We start from the raw sequence: 16,524 nt of genomic DNA, 5'->3' as shown, positions 1-16,524 counted from the left end.
GGGGCAGTCAAGCTATTCGCCTGGAATGTCCGAAATTTGCATACAAAATACGGACAGGAGCAGTATCCATGTCATCGACAAGCGACCACATTTCAGCGCTCATCAGTGCCGCCGGGCCCGGACACGTCTGGGTACCTGGCGACTTCGCGCAGCTTGGCAACCGCGATGTGATCGACAAGACCTTGCAGCGCATGGTCGCCAGCGGCCACTTGCGCCGCATTGACCGTGGCCTGTATGACCAGCCGATCATCAACGGCCTGACCCATCGGCCGACCACGCCTGACTACCGCGCCGTGATCGACGCACTGGCCAGGCGGGACCAGGCACGGATGCTGATCGATGGCATGACCGCCGCGAACGACCTGGGCCTGACGGACGCCGTGCCAGCACGTGTGACCGTCCACACCGACATGCGGCGCCGCTCCATCCAGCTTGATCAACTCACCATCGAATTCAAAATGACGGCGCCGAGCCGCCTGTATTGGGCAGGCCGTCCGGCCATGCGGGTCGTACAGGCCTTGCACTGGCTCAAAGACATGCTGGCCACAGATGGCGGCACGCTCAAGAAGAAGCTGGCCCGCATCCTGAACGACACCCAGCATGGCAGCACCATTCGCGCCGATCTGGCGCAGGGCTTTGCCGCCATGCCGGGATGGATGCAAGACTTCCTGCGCGCCATGCCCGACTTTGATCCGGCCATGCCAACTCCCCCAAAGAAGGGCCACGATGAACCCCGCCTATGACGAGGTGATCTCCGCCAGCGATGCCGACCGTGGCGCGCTGTTCAATGGCCTTGAGCCAGCCAACCCGCGCCTGCTGTTCAAAGGTGGCACCTCTCTGTCCAAAGCGTTTGGCCTCATCCCCCGCTTTTCAGAAGACATCGACATCACCGTGTTCCGGGAAGACATCGGGCAGACCATCGACGCGGCAGAGCTTGATGCGATGACCGGCAAGCAGCGTCGCAAAAGACTCGATGCCATTCGAGATGCCTGCCACGCCTACATCAATGGCCCCTTGCTGAGCCAACTCACCCAATGCGCAAGCTCCGCTATTGGCAAGGATCGCTGTCGGCTAGAGGCAGACCCGGACGATGATGACGGGCAAACGCTGTTGCTGTGGTACCCCGCCGCAACGGCACGACCCAACGACTACATCCGCTCCGCCGTCAAGATCGAGGCCGGGGCCAAGTCCGCTCTTGACCCGCATGCCCTGGCCACAGTGAGGCCCTATGTGGCCGATGACCTGCAGCGCCTTGACCTTGCCGTTTCGAACGTCGTGACCGTTGAAGCAGGACGGACATTCTGGGACAAGATCATCATCCTTCATGGTCTGCGCCAATGGCATGACCGGCGCGGCGTCCTGCGGCACGGCGGGCAACGCGTATCGCGCCATTACTACGATGTCCATCAGCTCTTGCGCCACGAACAGGCTCGGCAGTGGCTGAGCAACCATGCCCTGGCCACCGATTGCGCGCAGCATGCACGATTGTTTTTTGGCAGCCCCGATCTGGGCTTGGCCACGGCAACTCATGGCGCCTTCACATTGACGCCATCGCCCGGCATGCGTGAAGCATTGAGGGCAGATTACACGGCCATGGCAGGCATGGTGTTCGGTGAGGTGCCAACGCTTGATGCGGTGCTGAGCAGCATCGAAGAGGTTGAGCAAACATTGAACGGGTGAGTCATTCAGGCGCCATCGGATCAAGAAAGGAGCGCTGATTGCTAGGTTGCTTCATCGTTTTCACCCGAGGAGCAGCGTCATGAAGAATCCCTGGACCAAGAAGAACCCGTTCATGAGTATGTGGCTCAGCGGCGCCAATGCAGCCATTGGTTCCGCACGTGGCCGCGTGGCCGCTGAATCGAAGCGCCAAGCCAACGCCATGATGACTGAAGGCACCAAGCAGATGATTGATATGTGGACCGGCGCACTGACCTCGCCAGCCAAACCGAAGCGGAAGCGCAACAGGTAGACCGACCTCCTAGGCGGCCCACCTGAGTCTTTTCGCACCTCCGTAGCATGAGCCATGCACCTCCGTGCACCTCATCGACTACGGAGAACTTCATGACCGTTCAAATCACTTTGGCACTCGCCAATCCTTGCCCCGCCTGTGGCCACATCTTCCAATTTCCAGAGAGACCGCAAGGCAAAGCTGTCGCCCCGGAAGTTCATCTGACCGGGGCAGCTAGCCAGCACGTAGATTCAGATCCTGTACCTGCAACCAAAACAGTTTGGCCGGACGGCGATGCCTGCATCAACACGGGATTGAACGCGGCACCTTGCATCATGGTGACCCATCCCATCATTTTCAGAATGATGGGCCAGATGTTGGGTGAAACCTCGCCAGCAATCTAGAAACCCAAAAACCCTAAGCAGATCAACTAATTAGGGCTTAGTCTTGGCGGGAGGGTGTCGTTCAGATCATGGGCTGTAAGGCGCATGAATGCTGGGTTCTGGGGTGATGCGGTTGGCGCAAGTCCCCCAATAAGTCCCCCAGCTTGGCTGGCTCAGCAGTTTAGACCGCTCACTTGACTTTGTACGTCAAAACACCGTACATTATGCGTGAAAGAGAGGTCCGCCATGTCCACCGATTCCAGCCGCACCACCCGTGTTGAAGCCCGCATTGCGCCCGACGTGCTGGCCGTTGTCCGACGTGCGGCGGAAATCGAAGGCCGCAGCGTGAGTGACTTCCTGGTCGGCGCCGCCCAGGAAGCCGCCCGCCGCACCATTGAGCAAGCGCAAATCATCCGCTTGTCCATGGATGAGCAACAGCGCTTTGCATCGCTGCTGCTGGATCCCCCTGCCCTGGCGCCAGCCATGAAGCGCGCGGCGCAAGCGCATCAAAAGTTGATCGCATCTAAATCGTGACGGGGACGTTTCGGATTGAGGTGCTTGCACCCGAGCATGACCGTTCTGGCTTTGTTTGCGGCAGTGATCCGCTCGACCGCTACCTGCGAGAGCAAGCCTCGCAAGACATGCGCCGCCGCACCAGCGTCTGCTACGTCGCCATCGACTCCACGACTGGTGCCATCGCCGGGTACTACACGCTGGCCGCTGGCAGTGTGCCATTGACCGATGTCACCGAACAGATGGCCAAGAAATTGCCGCGCTACCCCCTCGTGCCTGTGGCCCGTCTTGGGCGCTTGGCCGTGGGTTTGAACTATCAAAAACGGCAACTCGGCGCAGCCTTGTTGTGGGATGCCGGGCAGCGTGCCATGCAAGCAGGCATGGGTGTCTTTGCGCTCGTAGTCGATGCCAAAGATGATGTCGCTGCAGCGTTCTATCAACATCACGGGTTTACCGCGTTGAGCAACAATCCGTTGACATTGGTGCTGCCCATCGCCACGCTGGCAAAGAAAGGCTGAGCCTTTAGACAGCCACCAGGCCGATGCGCACCCGCTGGCCCATGGCCGTGGCGATGTTGACCAATGCATCCAAAGAAAAACGCGATACGCGGCCTCTCAACAGGTCGTTCATGCGGGGTTGCGTGACGCCACACTGCTTGGCCGCATCGGCCTGCGTCCAGTCGCTGGCTTTCACGATGGCGGCGATCTTCTGCATGAGTTCAGCACGGGCACGCAGGTTGGCGGCTTGTTCGGGCGTGTCCGCCAGGGCATCCCATACGCTGGCGTAGGTTTCGGTCTTGCTCATTTCCGGCCTTTCGTGAGTTGGGCAAAGCGTTCCTTGGCGGTGTCGATGTCGCGCTTGGACGTGGCCTGTGTCTTCTTCTGGAACGCATGAAGGACATAGACCGCGTCAGCCAGGCGAGCCGTGTAGATCACCCGGTAGGTGCCGGAGTCGTCCCAGAGGGCGTCGCCCAGGAATCGCACTGGTTTCATGGCGAATTTATATCCAAATGGATATGAATTGCAAGATGCGCTTGGGACACGGTACATTCCGCAAAACACAGAGGTCTGCCATGCCCATCGACACCGCCCATTCATCGTGTACCGCCCGCGAGAAGCACGACGCAAAAGAGGCGCTTGAGGCCAAGCTGATGGAAGGGCTTGATACGATCGAGTCTGAACTGCGCCTTGAGGACTGGCGTGATATCCAAGCAGAGGCACTGGCTGTGGTGGATGCGCAGCTTGGGGGCTGCGATAAGTCCCCCAATTTGCCCGGGCTGTCAAAGGACGACATGGGACGCCAAAACGCAGAAAGCCCCGTATTCACGGGGCTTTCTGGGTGGTAACTGGGTCTTGGTGAGACCCTGTGAAACCATTTCTTGGCGGAGAGGGTGGGATTCGAACCCACGGTACCTTGCGGTACGCCTGATTTCGAGTCAGGTACATTCGACCACTCTGCCACCTCTCCTGTATGCGGGGCTCGCTGGGGTCTAGTCAGCGTCCAGCCAATGCTGGAAAGCCGCAGATTATAGCATCAAGGTTTCAGCACTTCCTGGCCGCCCAGGTAGGGCCGCAGTGCCGCCGGGATGCGGATGCTGCCATCGGCCTGCTGGTGGTTCTCCAGCACGGCCACCAGCGCGCGACCCACGGCCAGGCCCGATCCATTCAGCGTGTGCACCAGCTCGTTCTTGCCCTGCGCATTCTTGAAACGCGCCTGCATGCGCCGCGCCTGGAAAGCCTCGCAGTTCGACACCGAACTGATCTCACGGTACGCGTTCTGCGCGGGCAGCCACACGTCCAGGTCGAAAGTCTTGGTGGCGCCAAAGCCCATGTCGCCAGTGCACAGGGACATCACGCGGTAAGGCAGCTCCAGCTTTTGCAACACGGCTTCGGCGTGGCCCACCATGGCGTCCAAGGCTTCGTAGCTGAGATCAGGGTGCACGATCTGCACCATCTCGACCTTGTCGAACTGGTGCTGGCGGATCATGCCGCGCGTGTCGCGCCCGGCGCTGCCCGCTTCTGATCGGAAGCACGGCGTGTGGCCGGTGAGCTTGATGGGCAACTGGTCCACCGGCACGATGGTGTCGGCCACCGAGTTGGTCAAGGTCACTTCCGAGGTCGGGATCAAATACCACTTGCTGCCCGAGGCATCACCATCGCCCGAGGTGACGTGAAACAGGTCTTGCTCGAACTTGGGCAACTGGCCCGTGCCCTGCAGCGCCTTGGCCTGCACCAGGTAGGGCGTGTAGCACTCGGTGTAGCCGTGTTCCAGCGTCTGGGTGTCCAGCATCAACTGGGCGAGTGCGCGGTGCAGGCGGGCAATGGGGCCCTTCAAGAAGGTGAAGCGGGCGCCCGACAGCTTGGCGCCAGTTTCAAAGTCCAGGCCCAGCGGGCTGCCCACGTCCACGTGGTCTTTGACCTCGAAGGCGTAGGTCTGCGGTGTGCCCCAGCGGCGCACTTCCACGTTGCCGGATTCGTCGGTGCCCACGGGCACGCTGTCGTGCGGCAGATTGGGCAGGGACAGCAGCAGGTCTTGCAACTCGGACTGGATCACGTCCAGGCGCTCGGCGCTGGCCTTGAGTTCGTCGCCGATACCGCCCACTTGGGCCATCACGGCCGAGGTGTCTTCGCCCTTGCCCTTGAGCGCGCCGATCTGCTTGGACAGGCTGTTGCGCTGCGATTGCAGCTCTTCGGTGCGCGACTGGATGGTCTTGCGCTCGGCCTCCAATGTGCGGAAGCGGGCTTCGTCCAGAAAGGGCTGGGGGTTCTTGCGCAAGGCCAGGCGCGCCAACACGCCGTCGAGGTCTTTGCGCAGCAGGGTGATGTCAAGCATGTTGGTTCAATGAGAAGAAGCTGAAATTAAGGAGCGGTGCGCTGCGTGGGCAAGGGCCGGTCAAGCCCCGTGCCGCCCAAGCCCTTGGGCAGTGGGAAACGCACTGATTCTTCCACGCCCTGCATGCGGCGCACGGAAACGGCGCCCAACTGCTTGAGCTGGGCGATGACCTGCTGCACCAGCACATCGGGCGCGGAGGCCCCAGCGGTCAGGCCCACGCGCGGGCGGCCATCAAACCAAGCTTCCTGCAAATCGCCAGGGCAATCGACCATGTAGGCGGGCGTGCCCAGGCGCTCGGCCAGTTCGCGCAGGCGGTTGCTGTTCGAGCTGGTAGGGCTGCCCACCACGATGACCACGTCCACCTTGGGCGCGAGCACCTTGACGGCGTCCTGCCGGTTCTGGGTGGCGTAGCAGATGTCCTGGCGCTTGGGCTCGCGGATGTTGGGGAAGCGCTGCTTGATGGCCTCCAGGATGGCCGCGGCATCGTCCACCGACAGCGTGGTCTGCGTGACCACCGCCAGCTTGTCGGGCGTGGTGACCTGCACGGTGGCCACGTCGTCGATGTCTTCGACCAGGTAGATGCCTTCGGAGAGTTGCCCCATGGTGCCTTCGACCTCAGGGTGGCCCTTGTGGCCGATCATCACGAACTCATAGCCTTCGCGGCGCAGCTTGGCCACCTCGATGTGGACCTTGGTGACCAGAGGGCAGGTGGCATCGAACACCTGGAAGCCGCGCTCGTCGGCCTCGTGGCGCACGGTCTGGCTGACGCCGTGGGCGCTGAAGATCAGGGTGGCGCCGGGTGGCACGTCGGCCAGGTCTTCGATGAAGATGGCGCCCTTGGCCTTCAGGTCGTTGACCACGTAGGTGTTGTGCACGATCTCGTGGCGCACGTAGATGGGTGCGCCGTATTGCTCGAGCGCGCGCTCGACGATTTCAATGGCGCGGTCTACACCAGCGCAAAAGCCGCGGGGCTCGGCCAGCAAAACATCTTCAACCTGCTTGCTCATCACAGAACCCCGATCAGTTGCACTTCGAAGGTGACCGTCTGGCCGGCCAGCGGGTGGTTGAAATCGAACACGGCCCAATCTTCGCCGGCCGGGCCCATTTCGCGCAGCACGCCCGCAAAAGCCCCTTGGCCATCCGGCGTAGGGAACTGGACCACATCGCCCACGTCCCAGGCTTCGTTCATGTCGCCCAGCTTACGCAGCAGCGACAGGGCCACGCGCTGCACCAGCTCGGGGTTGCGCGGGCCGAAGGCTTCGCCCGGGTCGAGCTGGATCACCGTGCGGGTGCCTTCTTGCAGGCCCAGCATGCGGGCCTCCAGCGCGGGCGACAACTCGCCCGATCCCAAGGACAGCGTGGCGGGCTTGTCGGCGAAGGTGTTGACGATGTCGCCGCCATCGGGGCCCGCCAAGCGGTAGTGCAGGGTCAGGAAGGAGCCGGGAACGACGGTGGGCACAACTGTGGTCATGGAAGCGCGCCCCACCCTTCAGGAGGATTGGGCTTTCAGTTTGGAGAAACGACAATTTTAAGTTTGACTCACCAAATCAGGGAACGTTTCCATGAAAGATCTTCCCGCCGCCCTTCGGCCGCGCGAAAAAATGCTGTCCATGGGGCCACAAGCCCTGGCAGACACCGAACTGCTGGCCCTGCTGCTGCGCACCGGCCTGCAAGGGCTGGGCGTGTTGCAACTGGCAGAAAAAGTGTTGAATGACCTGGGGGGATTGTCAGGCCTGCTGCGGGCGCAACCGGCGCAACTGTCTGGCATCAAGGGCCTGGGGCCGGCCAAACGCTCGGAATTGATCGCGGTGATGGAGTTGGCGCGCCGCGCCATGACCCGCGAGTTGAGCGAGCAACCGGTGTTCACCTCGCCGCAAATGGTGAAAGATTATTTGCGCATGCACATCGGCGCCCTGCCCCACGAGGTGTTCTCGGTGATGTTCCTGGATTCGCAACAGCGGCTCATCGCTTGCGAAGAGATGTTCCGGGGCACCCTCAGCCAAACTTCGGTGTACCCACGTGAGGTGGTGAAACGAGCGCTGGCGCTGAACGCGGCCAGCGTGATCCTGGCCCACAACCATCCATCGGGGGTGCTGGAGCCCTCGCGCGCTGACGAGTTGCTCACGCAAACGCTCAAGAGCAGCCTGGCCTTGGTGGATGTGCGCGTGCTGGACCATTTCGTGGTGGGCGCAGGCGGTGCGCTGTCGTTCGCGGAGCGCGGTTTGCTGTGATTTAAAAGCCGCCTCAGGCTTGAGGTAGGCTAGGCACCGTGAGCCCAGCCCGCAAGTCCTCCACCAACACGCCTCTGAGCGACTTTGCCGACCTCAAGCGCGCTTTGACAAAAGCCGCCAAAGAGGCGGCCATCAAGCTCGCGCAAGAACAGGCCGAGCGCGCCGCGCGCGCGGCCGATCAGCGCGCCCAGGATCTGGAGCAAGCGCTGTTCAAGCACGCCGTGGGGCCGGTCTACGCCATGGCCCCCAATGGGCGCGCGGTGGGTTCCAGCGCCACGCGCCCGGCGCCCATCCCCAAGCTGCGCCAGCAAGATGAAGCTTCGGTGCTGCGCGAATCCTTGTCCGACGAGTTCGACGTCGAGAGCTTGCTGGAGACCGACGATTCACTGTCCTTCCGCCGCCCGGAAGTGGGCCAGGACGTGACCCGCAAGCTGCGGCGTGGCGTGTGGGCGGTGCAGGGCCACCTGGATTTGCATGGCCTGCGCACCGACGAAGCCCGCGAGCGGGTGGGTGCGTTCTTGCGCGAAGCCCAAACCAAAGGCTGGCGTTGCGTGCGCGTGGTGCATGGCAAGGGCCTGGGATCGCCCGGCAAGCTGCCGGTGCTGAAAGACAAGGTGCGCCGCTGGCTGGTGCAAAGCGATCGGGTGCTGGCCTTTGTGCAGGCACGTGGTGATGATGGTGGCGCGGGCGCGCTGGTGGTGCTGCTCAACTCGGGCGGCAAAAGCCCGGCCCCGCCAAAAACACCCAAAGCCGCCCTGAAAGCCACCAGATAGGCGAGGGTCAGACGCCCTGGTTGCGCATCCAATCAGCGGTCTGGAAAAAGGACTTCTCCAGCCGTTCAGCCAACACGGGGTTGACCTCGACCTCTTGCATCGCCTGGAACATGCAGGCCAGCCATTGGTCGCGCTCCAGGATGCCGATGGAAAAAGGCAGGTGCCGGGCACGCAGGCGCGGGTGGCCGAACTGTTCAACGTACAGATCGGGGCCGCCCAGCCAACCGCTGAGGAACCAGTACAGCTTGTCCCGGGCATCGGTCAGGGTGGTGCCATGGGCCTGGCGCAGGTCCTTGTACGCAGGCTCCAGGTCCATCAGGTCGTAGAAACGGTCGACCAGGGCGCGCACTTTCGCGTCGCCACCCATCACGTCATAGGGGGTCCGGGCGTCAGCGGTCACCGGGGTGTGAGCTTGGTGGCGATCTGGACGATGCCTTGGGCGGCAGGGCTGCCGGGCATCAGCTCCATCAGCAACTGGCGCTTCTGGATGGCCTGGCGCACAGCCGGGTCGGTCGGGACCTCGCCCAGGAAATGGAGCTTGGGCACGACCCCGTTGGGGCCTTGCACAAAGCGATCCACCACGGTTTGCAATTGGGTGCAGATGGCGCGACCTTCACCAGCACGGCTGACCTGATTGACCACCAGGTGCAGGCTCTCGCGCGATTGCTGTGACGACAGCACCTTGATGGTGGCGTAGGCGTCGGTCATGGAGGTGGGTTCGGGCGTGGCGACCACGATGATCTCGTGGGCCAGAGAGACGGCGTACAGCACCACGTCAGAGATGCCCGCGCCGGTGTCGATGATCAGCACATCGAAGCGCGGCGACACGGTCTCGATGATGTGCTGCAGTTGGTCGCGCACTTCGGGCGTCAGGCGGGAATATTCCACCAAGCCGGAGCCGGCCAGCAGCACTGAGAAGCCACCAGGCGCGGGCAGGATGGCTTCTTCCAGTTGGGCCTTGCCGGTGAACACATCGTGCAGCGTGATCTTGGGATAAAGGTTGAGCACCACGTCCAGGTTGGCCAGGCCCAGGTCGGCGTCCAGCACCAGCACGCGCAGCCCTTGGCGGGCCAATGCGGCAGCCAGGTTAGCGCTGACGAAGGTTTTGCCGACGCCGCCTTTGCCGCTGGTGACCGCCAGGGTGCGGGCCAGGCGGGGCGTGGCAACCGGCTTGGACGTTTCAGGGGTGGAAGTGGGGCTGGACATGGTGACCGTCATTCCGTGGTTTTCGGCACAAAGTCGATGGGACCTAAGTCGTCAATGAAGCCAGATTGCGCAAATCCGGCAAATAACAAACTTTTCTCTTCGGCGCTGACCACCGTGAGCGGCGGCATCTCCAGGCAGGTACGGTTGCGGCCTTCGGTTTTGGCGCGGTACAACTGCTGGTCGGCCCGCTCGCACCACAGGGTGGCCGACGACCTGACCCACTGCGGCGCAAACGCCCCACCAATACTGATCGTGATCGACAGTTGTTGCCCGCCAATCACCACCACGGGCGAGGTGGCCACCTTGTGGCGCACGCGCTCGGCCACGGTCTGGCCAAAGGCGGGCGGGCAATTGGGCAGGATGATGGCGAACTCCTCGCCGCCGATGCGGGCCACGGTGTCCATGGGGCGCACGCAATCTTGAAGGGATGCGGCCACCGACTGGATGACGACGTCGCCAGCGGCATGGCCGTGGGTGTCGTTGACTTTCTTGAAGTGGTCGATGTCGACCATGAGCAGCAAGGCGGGCTCGCCGATGCGGGCGACACGGTCAACTTCACGGCCAATGGCGGCTTCGAACAGGCGGCGGTTGGACAGGCCCGTGAGCGCATCGCGGCTGGAGATTTCGCACAGGCCATCGACGACCGACTGCAGCCATGGCTGCGATCCCACGGCCAGGCCTTCGGGCAGGCCCCAGCCAGCCTGGGCCAGCAGGTTGAGCGCCGATTCCAGCCGCATGCCCGAGCAAAACGAGCCTTCCAGGGCGGCTAAAGGGGCGAAATCGGAAGTAATGGGCGACTCCATGCCTGCTAAGAGATCCATGAGGCAGTCTATCAGGGAGCCTCGGGGTGACGGGCCAATGAGACACGGTTTCCGGGACCAACTCCACGGCTTGAACCCCGTTACCACCCGCATCCTCAAGCACGCGGCCTGTTTGCCGATATCAAGCTGGGGCGCCCTAGCGGATCGTCCGCTGATTTCACGCAACCTGCCAGAGTGCCTTCTATGTCGGATTCCATGGGTTTGGTCACTGACCGCGAGTTTTCCTTCAACGCGAAGGATTTCTCCCGGGTGCGTTCGCTGATTTACCAACGCGCTGGCATCAGCTTGCACGATGGCAAACAGGCCATGGTGTACAGCCGCCTGTCGCGCCGCCTGCGCGACACGGGCTACAACTCCTTCGAGCAATACCTGCAGTGGCTGGAAAGTGCCTCCGGCGCGCCCGCCCAGCAGGAATGGCAGGAGTTCGTGAACTGCCTGACCACCAACCTGACCTCGTTTTTCCGCGAGGAGCACCATTTCCAGGTGCTGTCCGAATGGTTCAGCGCGCGTGGCCCCCAGCCCACCCGCATTTGGTGCTGCGCCGCATCCACCGGCGAAGAGCCCTATTCCCTGGCCATGACCGTGGCCGAGACCGTGGGCCTGCACGCCCCCGTCAAGATCATCTGCAGCGACATCGACACCAATGTGCTGGCCACTGCCTCGCGGGGTGCCTATGACGTCAACGCGCGCGGCCTGAGCCCTCAACGCCTGAGACAGTTCTTCCTCAAGGGCAAGGGCGCCAACGTGGGCCAGGTGCGCGTCAAACCGGAGCTGGCCTCGCTGGTCGAGTTCAAGCCCTTCAACCTGATGCAGGAGCAGTGGCAGTTGGGCGAACCTTTCGACATCGTGTTCTGTCGCAACGTGATGATCTATTTCGACGCGCCGACCCAGCGCAAGGTGCTGGAGCGCATCCACCGGGTCATGAAACCCAAGGGCAAATTGTTCGTGGGCCACTCAGAAAATTTCACCGAATCGCGTGACCTCTTCCTCTTGCGCGGCAAGACGGTCTACGACAAGGTTTGATGGATTCGCCATGATGAGCACGACTCCCTCCAGCGCCTTGCGCCCCGGCACACCGCCCCCCGGCTTCGCGGCCAGCCTAGGTGCCGCCGCCGCCCGCAAGGACCGCCTGGGCGCCTTGAAGGCGCGCGTCACCAAACCGGGTGAAGCATCCTTCTTTTTTTACGATGCGCACTTTCAGAACGAGGCCGTCAAGATCCTGCCCGGCGAGTACTTCGTGTACGACGAGGACATCATCATCATGACCACGCTGGGTTCGTGCATTGCCACCTGCCTGTGGGACCGCAACGCCCGCATCGGCGGCATGAACCACTTCATGCTGCCCGACAACGGCGGCGGCGCCAGCGACTCGGGCCGCTATGGCTCCTTCGCCATGGAACTGCTGATCAACGAGATGCTGAAGATGGGGGCTTCGCGGATGACGCTGGAAGCCAAGGTGTTTGGAGGCGGGGCGGTCATCAGCGGCATGAGCAGCCTGAACGTGGGCGAGCGCAACACCACCTTCGTGATGGACTACCTCAAGACCGAGCGCATCCCCATCGTCTCGAAAGACGTGATGGACATCTACCCGCGCAAGGTGTGCTTTTTTCCGCAAAGCGGCAAGGCCATGGTCAAGCGCCTGGCCGCCAGCAACCCGGACGCCATCGTGGCCCAGGAACGCCTGGCCGCGCAAAAGGCCGCCGCCCCTGCCGCGGCCGGTGGTTCGATCGATCTTTTCTGAGCAGGGAGCACAACAATGGCAAAGACACGAGTGGTGGTGGTCGATGATTCGGCGCTGGTTCGCAGCCTGCTGACCGAGATCATCAACCGCCAGCCCGACATGGAATGCATCGGCGCGGCCGCCGACCCGTTGGTGGCGCGCGAGATGATCCGCAACCTCAACCCCGATGTCATCACGCTGGACGTGGAAATGCCGCGCATGGATGGCATCGACTTTCTGGCCAAGCTGATGCGCTTGCGGCCCATGCCCGTGGTGATGGTGTCCACGCTGACCGAGCGCGGTGCCGAAGTCACCTTGAAGGCCCTGGAGCTGGGGGCCATCGACTTCGTGGCCAAGCCCAAGATCGGCGTGGCCGATGGACTGCGGCAACTGCAGGACGACATCACCGACAAGATCCGAATCGCCTCCAAGGCGCGCATCAACCGCCTGCATGTGCCAGCCAGTGGCGCTGCCACCGGGTCCGCGCCAGGCCAAGATCCCAAGGCGGTCGCTCGCCCGGTGTCGGCCAGTCTGGGCCGCTTGTCCACGGAAAAAATCATCTTCATCGGCGCCTCCACGGGCGGCACCGAAGCCACCAAGGAAGTGCTGATCACACTGCCGGCGGATTCGCCCGCCGTGGTCATCACGCAGCACATGCCGCCCGGCTTCACGCGCAATTACGCGGCGCGCCTGGACGGGCTGTGCAAGATCAGCGTGAAAGAGGCCGTGGATGGCGAACGCATCCTGCCCGGCCATGCCTACATCGCGCCCGGCGGAATGCACCTCAGCGTGGAACGCTCGGGTGCCAACTACCTGGCCCGGGTGCAGGACGGCGACCCCGTCAATCGCCACAAGCCCAGCGTGGAAGTGCTGTTCAAATCAGCCGCCCGCGTGGTCGGCCCCAACGCCGTGGGCATCATGCTGACCGGCATGGGCGCCGATGGCGCGACCGCCATGCGCGAGATGCGCGATGCCGGCGCTTACTGCGTGGCCCAGGACGAGGCCACTTGCGTGGTCTTCGGCATGCCGCGCGAAGCCATCGCGGCGGGTGCCGTGCAAGAAGTGCTGCCCCTGACCAAGATCACCGGCCACTTGATGGACCACCTGCGCGCCACCGCTGGACCGGCCCTCAGCCGCGTCTGAACCTGGGGCCTAAGGACGGCCCACGAAGACCATCAAGGTGGACCCCACGCGCGGGCTGTAGACCACGGCGCTGTACACCGGCCCGAAGGCGGTGTCTGCGCCCAGGTACAGGCTCATGCCTTTGCGCAACTGGCCATCGCCTCGGTCAGAGGGGCGGTCCCAGGCATTGCCCACTTCCACGCTGGTGCCCACCACCAGGCCCCGCGTCAGGTATAAATTGGCCACGCGCTGTTGGTATCCCAATCGCAACAAGCCCATTTGCGAGCCGCTCACCTGGAAAGGCTCGTAACCCGACAACTGCTGGAAGCCGCCCAAGCCATAGCGCGGCGTCAGCTGCTGCGCCCCATCGGACAGCCCGACGCGGCTGTAAGCACTCAGGGTGTGCGCACCCCAGGACCAGGCACCTTGCGCCTGCGCCTCGAAGTGGTTGACCTTGCCGGTCTCGGCCTGGCCACGGCCGAAGCTGCGACCTTGCATCCAGTTGGCTTCCACACGCCAACCATGCGTGGGGAAAAAGGCGTGGTCCAGTTGATCGAACACGGCGCCCAGGTGCCAGCCGCGCTCGGTCCAGCGCAAGGTGGATGTGGGACCGGCGTAGCTGGCCAAGGCCAGATCAGGATCATCGCGGTAGGCATCGTCCACCCAGCCCAGGCGTACCTCGCCCAACTCGCGCCAGGTGGTGCCCACATCCAGGGTCACATTGCGTCGCCTGCGCTCAAGCAGCGCCGACAAGGGCCCTTCGGGGTCATCGCGCAAGGACAGGCGCCGCCCTTGCAACGACGCCGAGGCCGACACGAAGCCGCGCAGGCCATCAGGCAGCTTCCAATCCATGGGCCGGTACCACTCGGTGCCCAGCGCGGGCGAGGTGCCCACCTTCAAAAAGTTGCGCCACTCGCTGCCATGCTCGTCCAGCCAATGGCGGTTATGCACCAGCTTGAGGTTGAACAGGCTGCGGCCCCGGCTGTCGGCGCTGAAGTCCAGGCCAATTTGCAGGTAGTTGGGGCCCCAGGGCTTGTCCTCCAGATCGAACACCAGCCCTTCAGCCCCCTCCGGTGTGCGCACCAGGCGGTAGTCGGCACGCAGGTAATCACCGGTGGCCGCCAGCCGCGTCGCATCGCGCTCGGCCTTGGCGATGTTGAAGGTCTCGCCGGCCCGGCTTTCCAGGATGTCATCACGGCTCTCGGGCTTGGTCTGCTTGCTGCCTTCAAAGCGGACGAAGCTCAAGGGCGCCGGTGGTGTGATCTTCTGCTGGCGGCGGGCCTTCCAGCGGGCGTAGTCGGCTTCGCTGAGCTTGAGGTCCTGCATGCGCAACACCAGCGCTTCGGCCTGCAACTGGCCCAGGGCCACGAACTCGGCACCGCGCTCGAAGTCGGCAGAGCTCAGGTTGTCCAGCGTGGGCGCGATCAGCACATCGTCGGGCTTCAGGCTTTGCAGGCTGCGCTGCACGTTCTGCTCGGTCAGGATGTTGATCATCTGCGCCGTCACGCCCGTGAAGGAATTGAGCGTGTCGCGCTTGGACAGAGGCGTGCCGATGTTGACCACGATGAGGCGCTCGGCGCCCATGTCCCGAGCCACATCGACCGGCGTGTTGTTGACCAGCCCACCATCGCCCAGGATGCGGCCATCGACCTCGACCGGCGCGAACACGCCCGGCACTGACATGCTGGAACGCAACACCGTGGCCAGATCACCGCTGCCCAGGATGACGGGCTTGCCGGTTTCCATGTCGGTGGCCACCGCGCGGAAGGGCGTGGGCAATTGATCGAAATTGGTGAACTGCCGCGAAGGCAGGGTCATGCGCCGCAGGTGCGACTCCAGGCCACGACTGGAGACGGGGCCCAGTGGGGCCTTCAGCCCGGTGGCATCAATGCCCACTTCGATCAGGGGCGAGACCTCGAAGTCCTGCTCCTTGCGCCGCTGCGACAACTCGCGCCGGTCTACCCGGCTGGCGAACACATTGCCCCAATCCAGGCGCAGCACTTCAGCCTCGATTTGTTCAGCCGACAGGCCACTGGCATACAGGCCGCCCACGATGGCGCCCATGGACGTGCCCGCGATCACATCGACGGGGATGCGTTCGCGCTCCAGCACCTTGAGGACGCCCACATGGGCCAGGCCACGCGCACCGCCACCGGACAAGACCAGGCCAATGCGGGGGCGGATTTCTTCAGCGGGGAAAGCGGGGGAGCCGACTGGCTGGGCACCGCACGTCAGCGGCACCAGCCAGGCCAGCATCCAACACCCGGTGAGAATCTGTTTTGCACAACGCTGCTTCATGCAGCCATTGTGCAGGGTGTCGGACCAGGGTCAGCGCAAGCTCAGAACGAGAATTGCACGCCGCCAGAGACAGCGTTCAGCGCGCCATCGCTGCCACCGACTTCAAACGAAGTCAGGTCGATTGCGCCCACGATCTTGAGGTTCTTGGCCACGGCGTATTCAATGCCAAAACCGGCGTACAGGTTGATGGAGCTGTCGGAGTCACTGCCCACCAGGCCGCTGATGTCCGTGCTGACGCTGGCCAGGCCCAAACGAGCAACACCGGCCCACTTGGGGGAGAAATCCCAACGGTAGGCGCCATTGACAATCAGCGCCGAGCTGTCAACGGTGTAGTAGTTGAGCGAGGCAAGGTTGGTGCGGCTGGTGGTGCTGCCGAAGTCGATGTAGGCCACTTCGATGGCGATGTGAGGCGCGACGGTGAAACCACCATAAACCTTGAACGCGGTGTCTTGCGTATCACAACTGGTGCCGCCAGGGCAGTCAACGCTGAAGTTGCTGAAACCCACCGTGCCGCCCACATAGGCTTGGGCCGATGCGGCACCGGCAAACATCGTCATGGCTGCAAAAGCAGCAACAGACATCAAATTTTTCATTGGTCAATCCCGTGATCGTTGGAAGAACAGCAACGTAAGCGGTAAGCCTGCGGCGTTCTTCCCTTGCGCGAGGCTGCTCCCCAG

General features: G+C 63.1%; 22 protein-coding genes and 1 tRNA gene. 12 read left to right on the top strand and 11 right to left on the bottom strand.

Annotation, left to right across the window (positions count from 1 at the left end; genetic code table 11):
• Positions 1–68: 68 nt before the first annotated feature.
• From PSV38_RS08305 to PSV38_RS08280, 6 genes are all read left to right on the top strand, one after another.
• The gene (locus PSV38_RS08305; protein ID WP_300546490.1) at positions 69–743 is read left to right on the top strand and encodes a DUF6088 family protein; all 675 of its coding nucleotides are present in this window, start codon (positions 69–71) and stop codon (positions 741–743) included.
• The gene (locus PSV38_RS08300) at positions 727–1,680 is read left to right on the top strand and encodes a nucleotidyl transferase AbiEii/AbiGii toxin family protein (RefSeq protein ID WP_300546488.1); all 954 of its coding nucleotides are present in this window, start codon (positions 727–729) and stop codon (positions 1,678–1,680) included. The genes PSV38_RS08305 and PSV38_RS08300 overlap by 17 nt, the downstream gene beginning before the upstream one ends.
• Before the next feature lie 79 nt (positions 1,681–1,759).
• Positions 1,760–1,969, top strand: a complete 210-nt coding sequence (locus tag PSV38_RS08295) for a hypothetical protein (RefSeq protein WP_300546486.1) — start codon at positions 1,760–1,762, stop codon at positions 1,967–1,969.
• 92 nt (positions 1,970–2,061) lie between these two features.
• The gene (locus tag PSV38_RS08290) at positions 2,062–2,352 is read left to right on the top strand and encodes a hypothetical protein (RefSeq protein WP_300546484.1); all 291 of its coding nucleotides are present in this window, start codon (positions 2,062–2,064) and stop codon (positions 2,350–2,352) included.
• A gap of 225 nt (positions 2,353–2,577) precedes the next feature.
• A complete protein-coding gene (locus PSV38_RS08285; protein WP_300546482.1) occupies positions 2,578–2,865 on the top strand; it encodes a DUF1778 domain-containing protein in 288 nt (95 codons plus the stop codon).
• Positions 2,862–3,362, top strand: coding sequence for a GNAT family N-acetyltransferase (locus PSV38_RS08280; protein ID WP_300546480.1), 501 nt, complete (start codon positions 2,862–2,864; stop codon positions 3,360–3,362). The genes PSV38_RS08285 and PSV38_RS08280 overlap by 4 nt, the downstream gene beginning before the upstream one ends.
• A gap of 4 nt (positions 3,363–3,366) precedes the next feature.
• Here PSV38_RS08280 and PSV38_RS08275 read toward each other — a convergent pair whose 3' ends face one another.
• Both PSV38_RS08275 and PSV38_RS08270 read right to left on the bottom strand, forming a co-directional pair.
• A complete protein-coding gene (locus PSV38_RS08275) occupies positions 3,367–3,648 on the bottom strand; it encodes a helix-turn-helix transcriptional regulator (protein ID WP_300546478.1) in 282 nt (93 codons plus the stop codon).
• Entirely contained in the window at positions 3,645–3,836 is a 192-nt protein-coding gene (locus tag PSV38_RS08270; RefSeq protein WP_300546477.1) for a type II toxin-antitoxin system RelE/ParE family toxin, read from the bottom strand. The genes PSV38_RS08275 and PSV38_RS08270 overlap by 4 nt, the downstream gene beginning before the upstream one ends.
• 80 nt (positions 3,837–3,916) lie before the next feature.
• On the opposite strand from PSV38_RS08270, the gene PSV38_RS08265 reads away from it, so the two are divergent.
• Positions 3,917–4,189, top strand: a complete 273-nt coding sequence (locus PSV38_RS08265; RefSeq protein ID WP_300546475.1) for a hypothetical protein — start codon at positions 3,917–3,919, stop codon at positions 4,187–4,189.
• A 34-nt stretch (positions 4,190–4,223) separates the two neighbouring features.
• Here the strand turns inward: PSV38_RS08265 and PSV38_RS08260 are convergent.
• The 4 genes from PSV38_RS08260 to PSV38_RS08245 all read right to left on the bottom strand — a co-directional run bounded on the left by PSV38_RS08260 (position 4,224) and on the right by PSV38_RS08245 (position 7,147).
• Positions 4,224–4,311: transfer RNA gene (locus PSV38_RS08260), tRNA-Ser, on the bottom strand.
• Positions 4,312–4,377: 66 nt separating this feature from the next.
• On the bottom strand, positions 4,378–5,676 hold the full coding sequence (serS, locus tag PSV38_RS08255; protein ID WP_300546473.1) for a serine--tRNA ligase: 1,299 nt from the start codon (positions 5,674–5,676) through the stop codon (positions 4,378–4,380).
• A gap of 26 nt (positions 5,677–5,702) precedes the next feature.
• Positions 5,703–6,683: a 4-hydroxy-3-methylbut-2-enyl diphosphate reductase gene (gene ispH / locus PSV38_RS08250; RefSeq protein ID WP_300546472.1), complete on the bottom strand. Its 981-nt coding sequence runs from the start codon at positions 6,681–6,683 to the stop codon at positions 5,703–5,705.
• On the bottom strand, positions 6,683–7,147 hold the full coding sequence (locus tag PSV38_RS08245; RefSeq protein WP_300546470.1) for an FKBP-type peptidyl-prolyl cis-trans isomerase: 465 nt from the start codon (positions 7,145–7,147) through the stop codon (positions 6,683–6,685). The genes ispH and PSV38_RS08245 overlap by 1 nt, the downstream gene beginning before the upstream one ends.
• A 91-nt stretch (positions 7,148–7,238) precedes the next feature.
• Here PSV38_RS08245 and radC point away from each other — a divergent pair, with 91 nt between their 5' ends.
• On the top strand, positions 7,239–7,907 hold the full coding sequence (radC, locus tag PSV38_RS08240) for a DNA repair protein RadC (protein WP_300546469.1): 669 nt from the start codon (positions 7,239–7,241) through the stop codon (positions 7,905–7,907).
• Between the two features lie 38 nt (positions 7,908–7,945).
• Complete coding sequence (locus PSV38_RS08235; RefSeq protein ID WP_300546468.1) at positions 7,946–8,680, top strand: Smr/MutS family protein; 735 nt, start codon at positions 7,946–7,948, stop codon at positions 8,678–8,680.
• 7 nt (positions 8,681–8,687) lie between these two features.
• On the opposite strand, the gene PSV38_RS08230 is transcribed toward PSV38_RS08235, so the two are convergent.
• Genes PSV38_RS08230 through PSV38_RS08220 form a run of 3 tightly spaced genes read right to left on the bottom strand, consistent with a single transcriptional unit; the run spans position 8,688 to position 10,623 of the window.
• On the bottom strand, positions 8,688–9,047 hold the full coding sequence (locus PSV38_RS08230; RefSeq protein WP_300546928.1) for a group II truncated hemoglobin: 360 nt from the start codon (positions 9,045–9,047) through the stop codon (positions 8,688–8,690).
• Positions 9,048–9,076: 29 nt separating this feature from the next.
• Positions 9,077–9,886, bottom strand: coding sequence for a MinD/ParA family protein (locus PSV38_RS08225; RefSeq protein WP_300546467.1), 810 nt, complete (start codon positions 9,884–9,886; stop codon positions 9,077–9,079).
• Positions 9,887–9,894: 8 nt separating this feature from the next.
• Complete coding sequence (locus PSV38_RS08220; RefSeq protein WP_300546926.1) at positions 9,895–10,623, bottom strand: GGDEF domain-containing protein; 729 nt, start codon at positions 10,621–10,623, stop codon at positions 9,895–9,897.
• A 267-nt stretch (positions 10,624–10,890) separates the two neighbouring features.
• Between PSV38_RS08220 and PSV38_RS08215 the strand changes: the two genes are divergently transcribed.
• The 3 genes from PSV38_RS08215 to PSV38_RS08205 are packed head-to-tail and all read left to right on the top strand — an operon-like array spanning position 10,891 to position 13,570.
• Positions 10,891–11,730: a CheR family methyltransferase gene (locus PSV38_RS08215; RefSeq protein WP_300546465.1), complete on the top strand. Its 840-nt coding sequence runs from the start codon at positions 10,891–10,893 to the stop codon at positions 11,728–11,730.
• A gap of 13 nt (positions 11,731–11,743) precedes the next feature.
• The gene (gene cheD / locus PSV38_RS08210; RefSeq protein ID WP_300546463.1) at positions 11,744–12,448 is read left to right on the top strand and encodes a chemoreceptor glutamine deamidase CheD; all 705 of its coding nucleotides are present in this window, start codon (positions 11,744–11,746) and stop codon (positions 12,446–12,448) included.
• Positions 12,449–12,463: 15 nt separating this feature from the next.
• On the top strand, positions 12,464–13,570 hold the full coding sequence (locus PSV38_RS08205) for a chemotaxis response regulator protein-glutamate methylesterase (RefSeq protein WP_300546462.1): 1,107 nt from the start codon (positions 12,464–12,466) through the stop codon (positions 13,568–13,570).
• Between the two features lie 9 nt (positions 13,571–13,579).
• On the opposite strand, the gene PSV38_RS08200 is transcribed toward PSV38_RS08205, so the two are convergent.
• Together PSV38_RS08200 and PSV38_RS08195 are read right to left on the bottom strand one after the other, a co-directional pair.
• Complete coding sequence (locus PSV38_RS08200) at positions 13,580–15,805, bottom strand: patatin-like phospholipase family protein (protein WP_300546460.1); 2,226 nt, start codon at positions 15,803–15,805, stop codon at positions 13,580–13,582.
• Positions 15,806–15,888: 83 nt separating this feature from the next.
• Positions 15,889–16,428, bottom strand: coding sequence for an outer membrane beta-barrel protein (locus PSV38_RS08195; protein ID WP_300546458.1), 540 nt, complete (start codon positions 16,426–16,428; stop codon positions 15,889–15,891).
• Positions 16,429–16,524 lie beyond the last annotated feature (96 nt).

Origin of the sequence: Aquabacterium sp., from assembly GCF_029946005.1 — a bacterium.
Lineage (GTDB): Bacteria > Pseudomonadota > Gammaproteobacteria > Burkholderiales > Burkholderiaceae_C > Aquabacterium.
The sequence above is the reverse complement of the archived record's forward strand: the minus strand, read 5'-3'. Positions and strand labels throughout refer to the sequence as shown.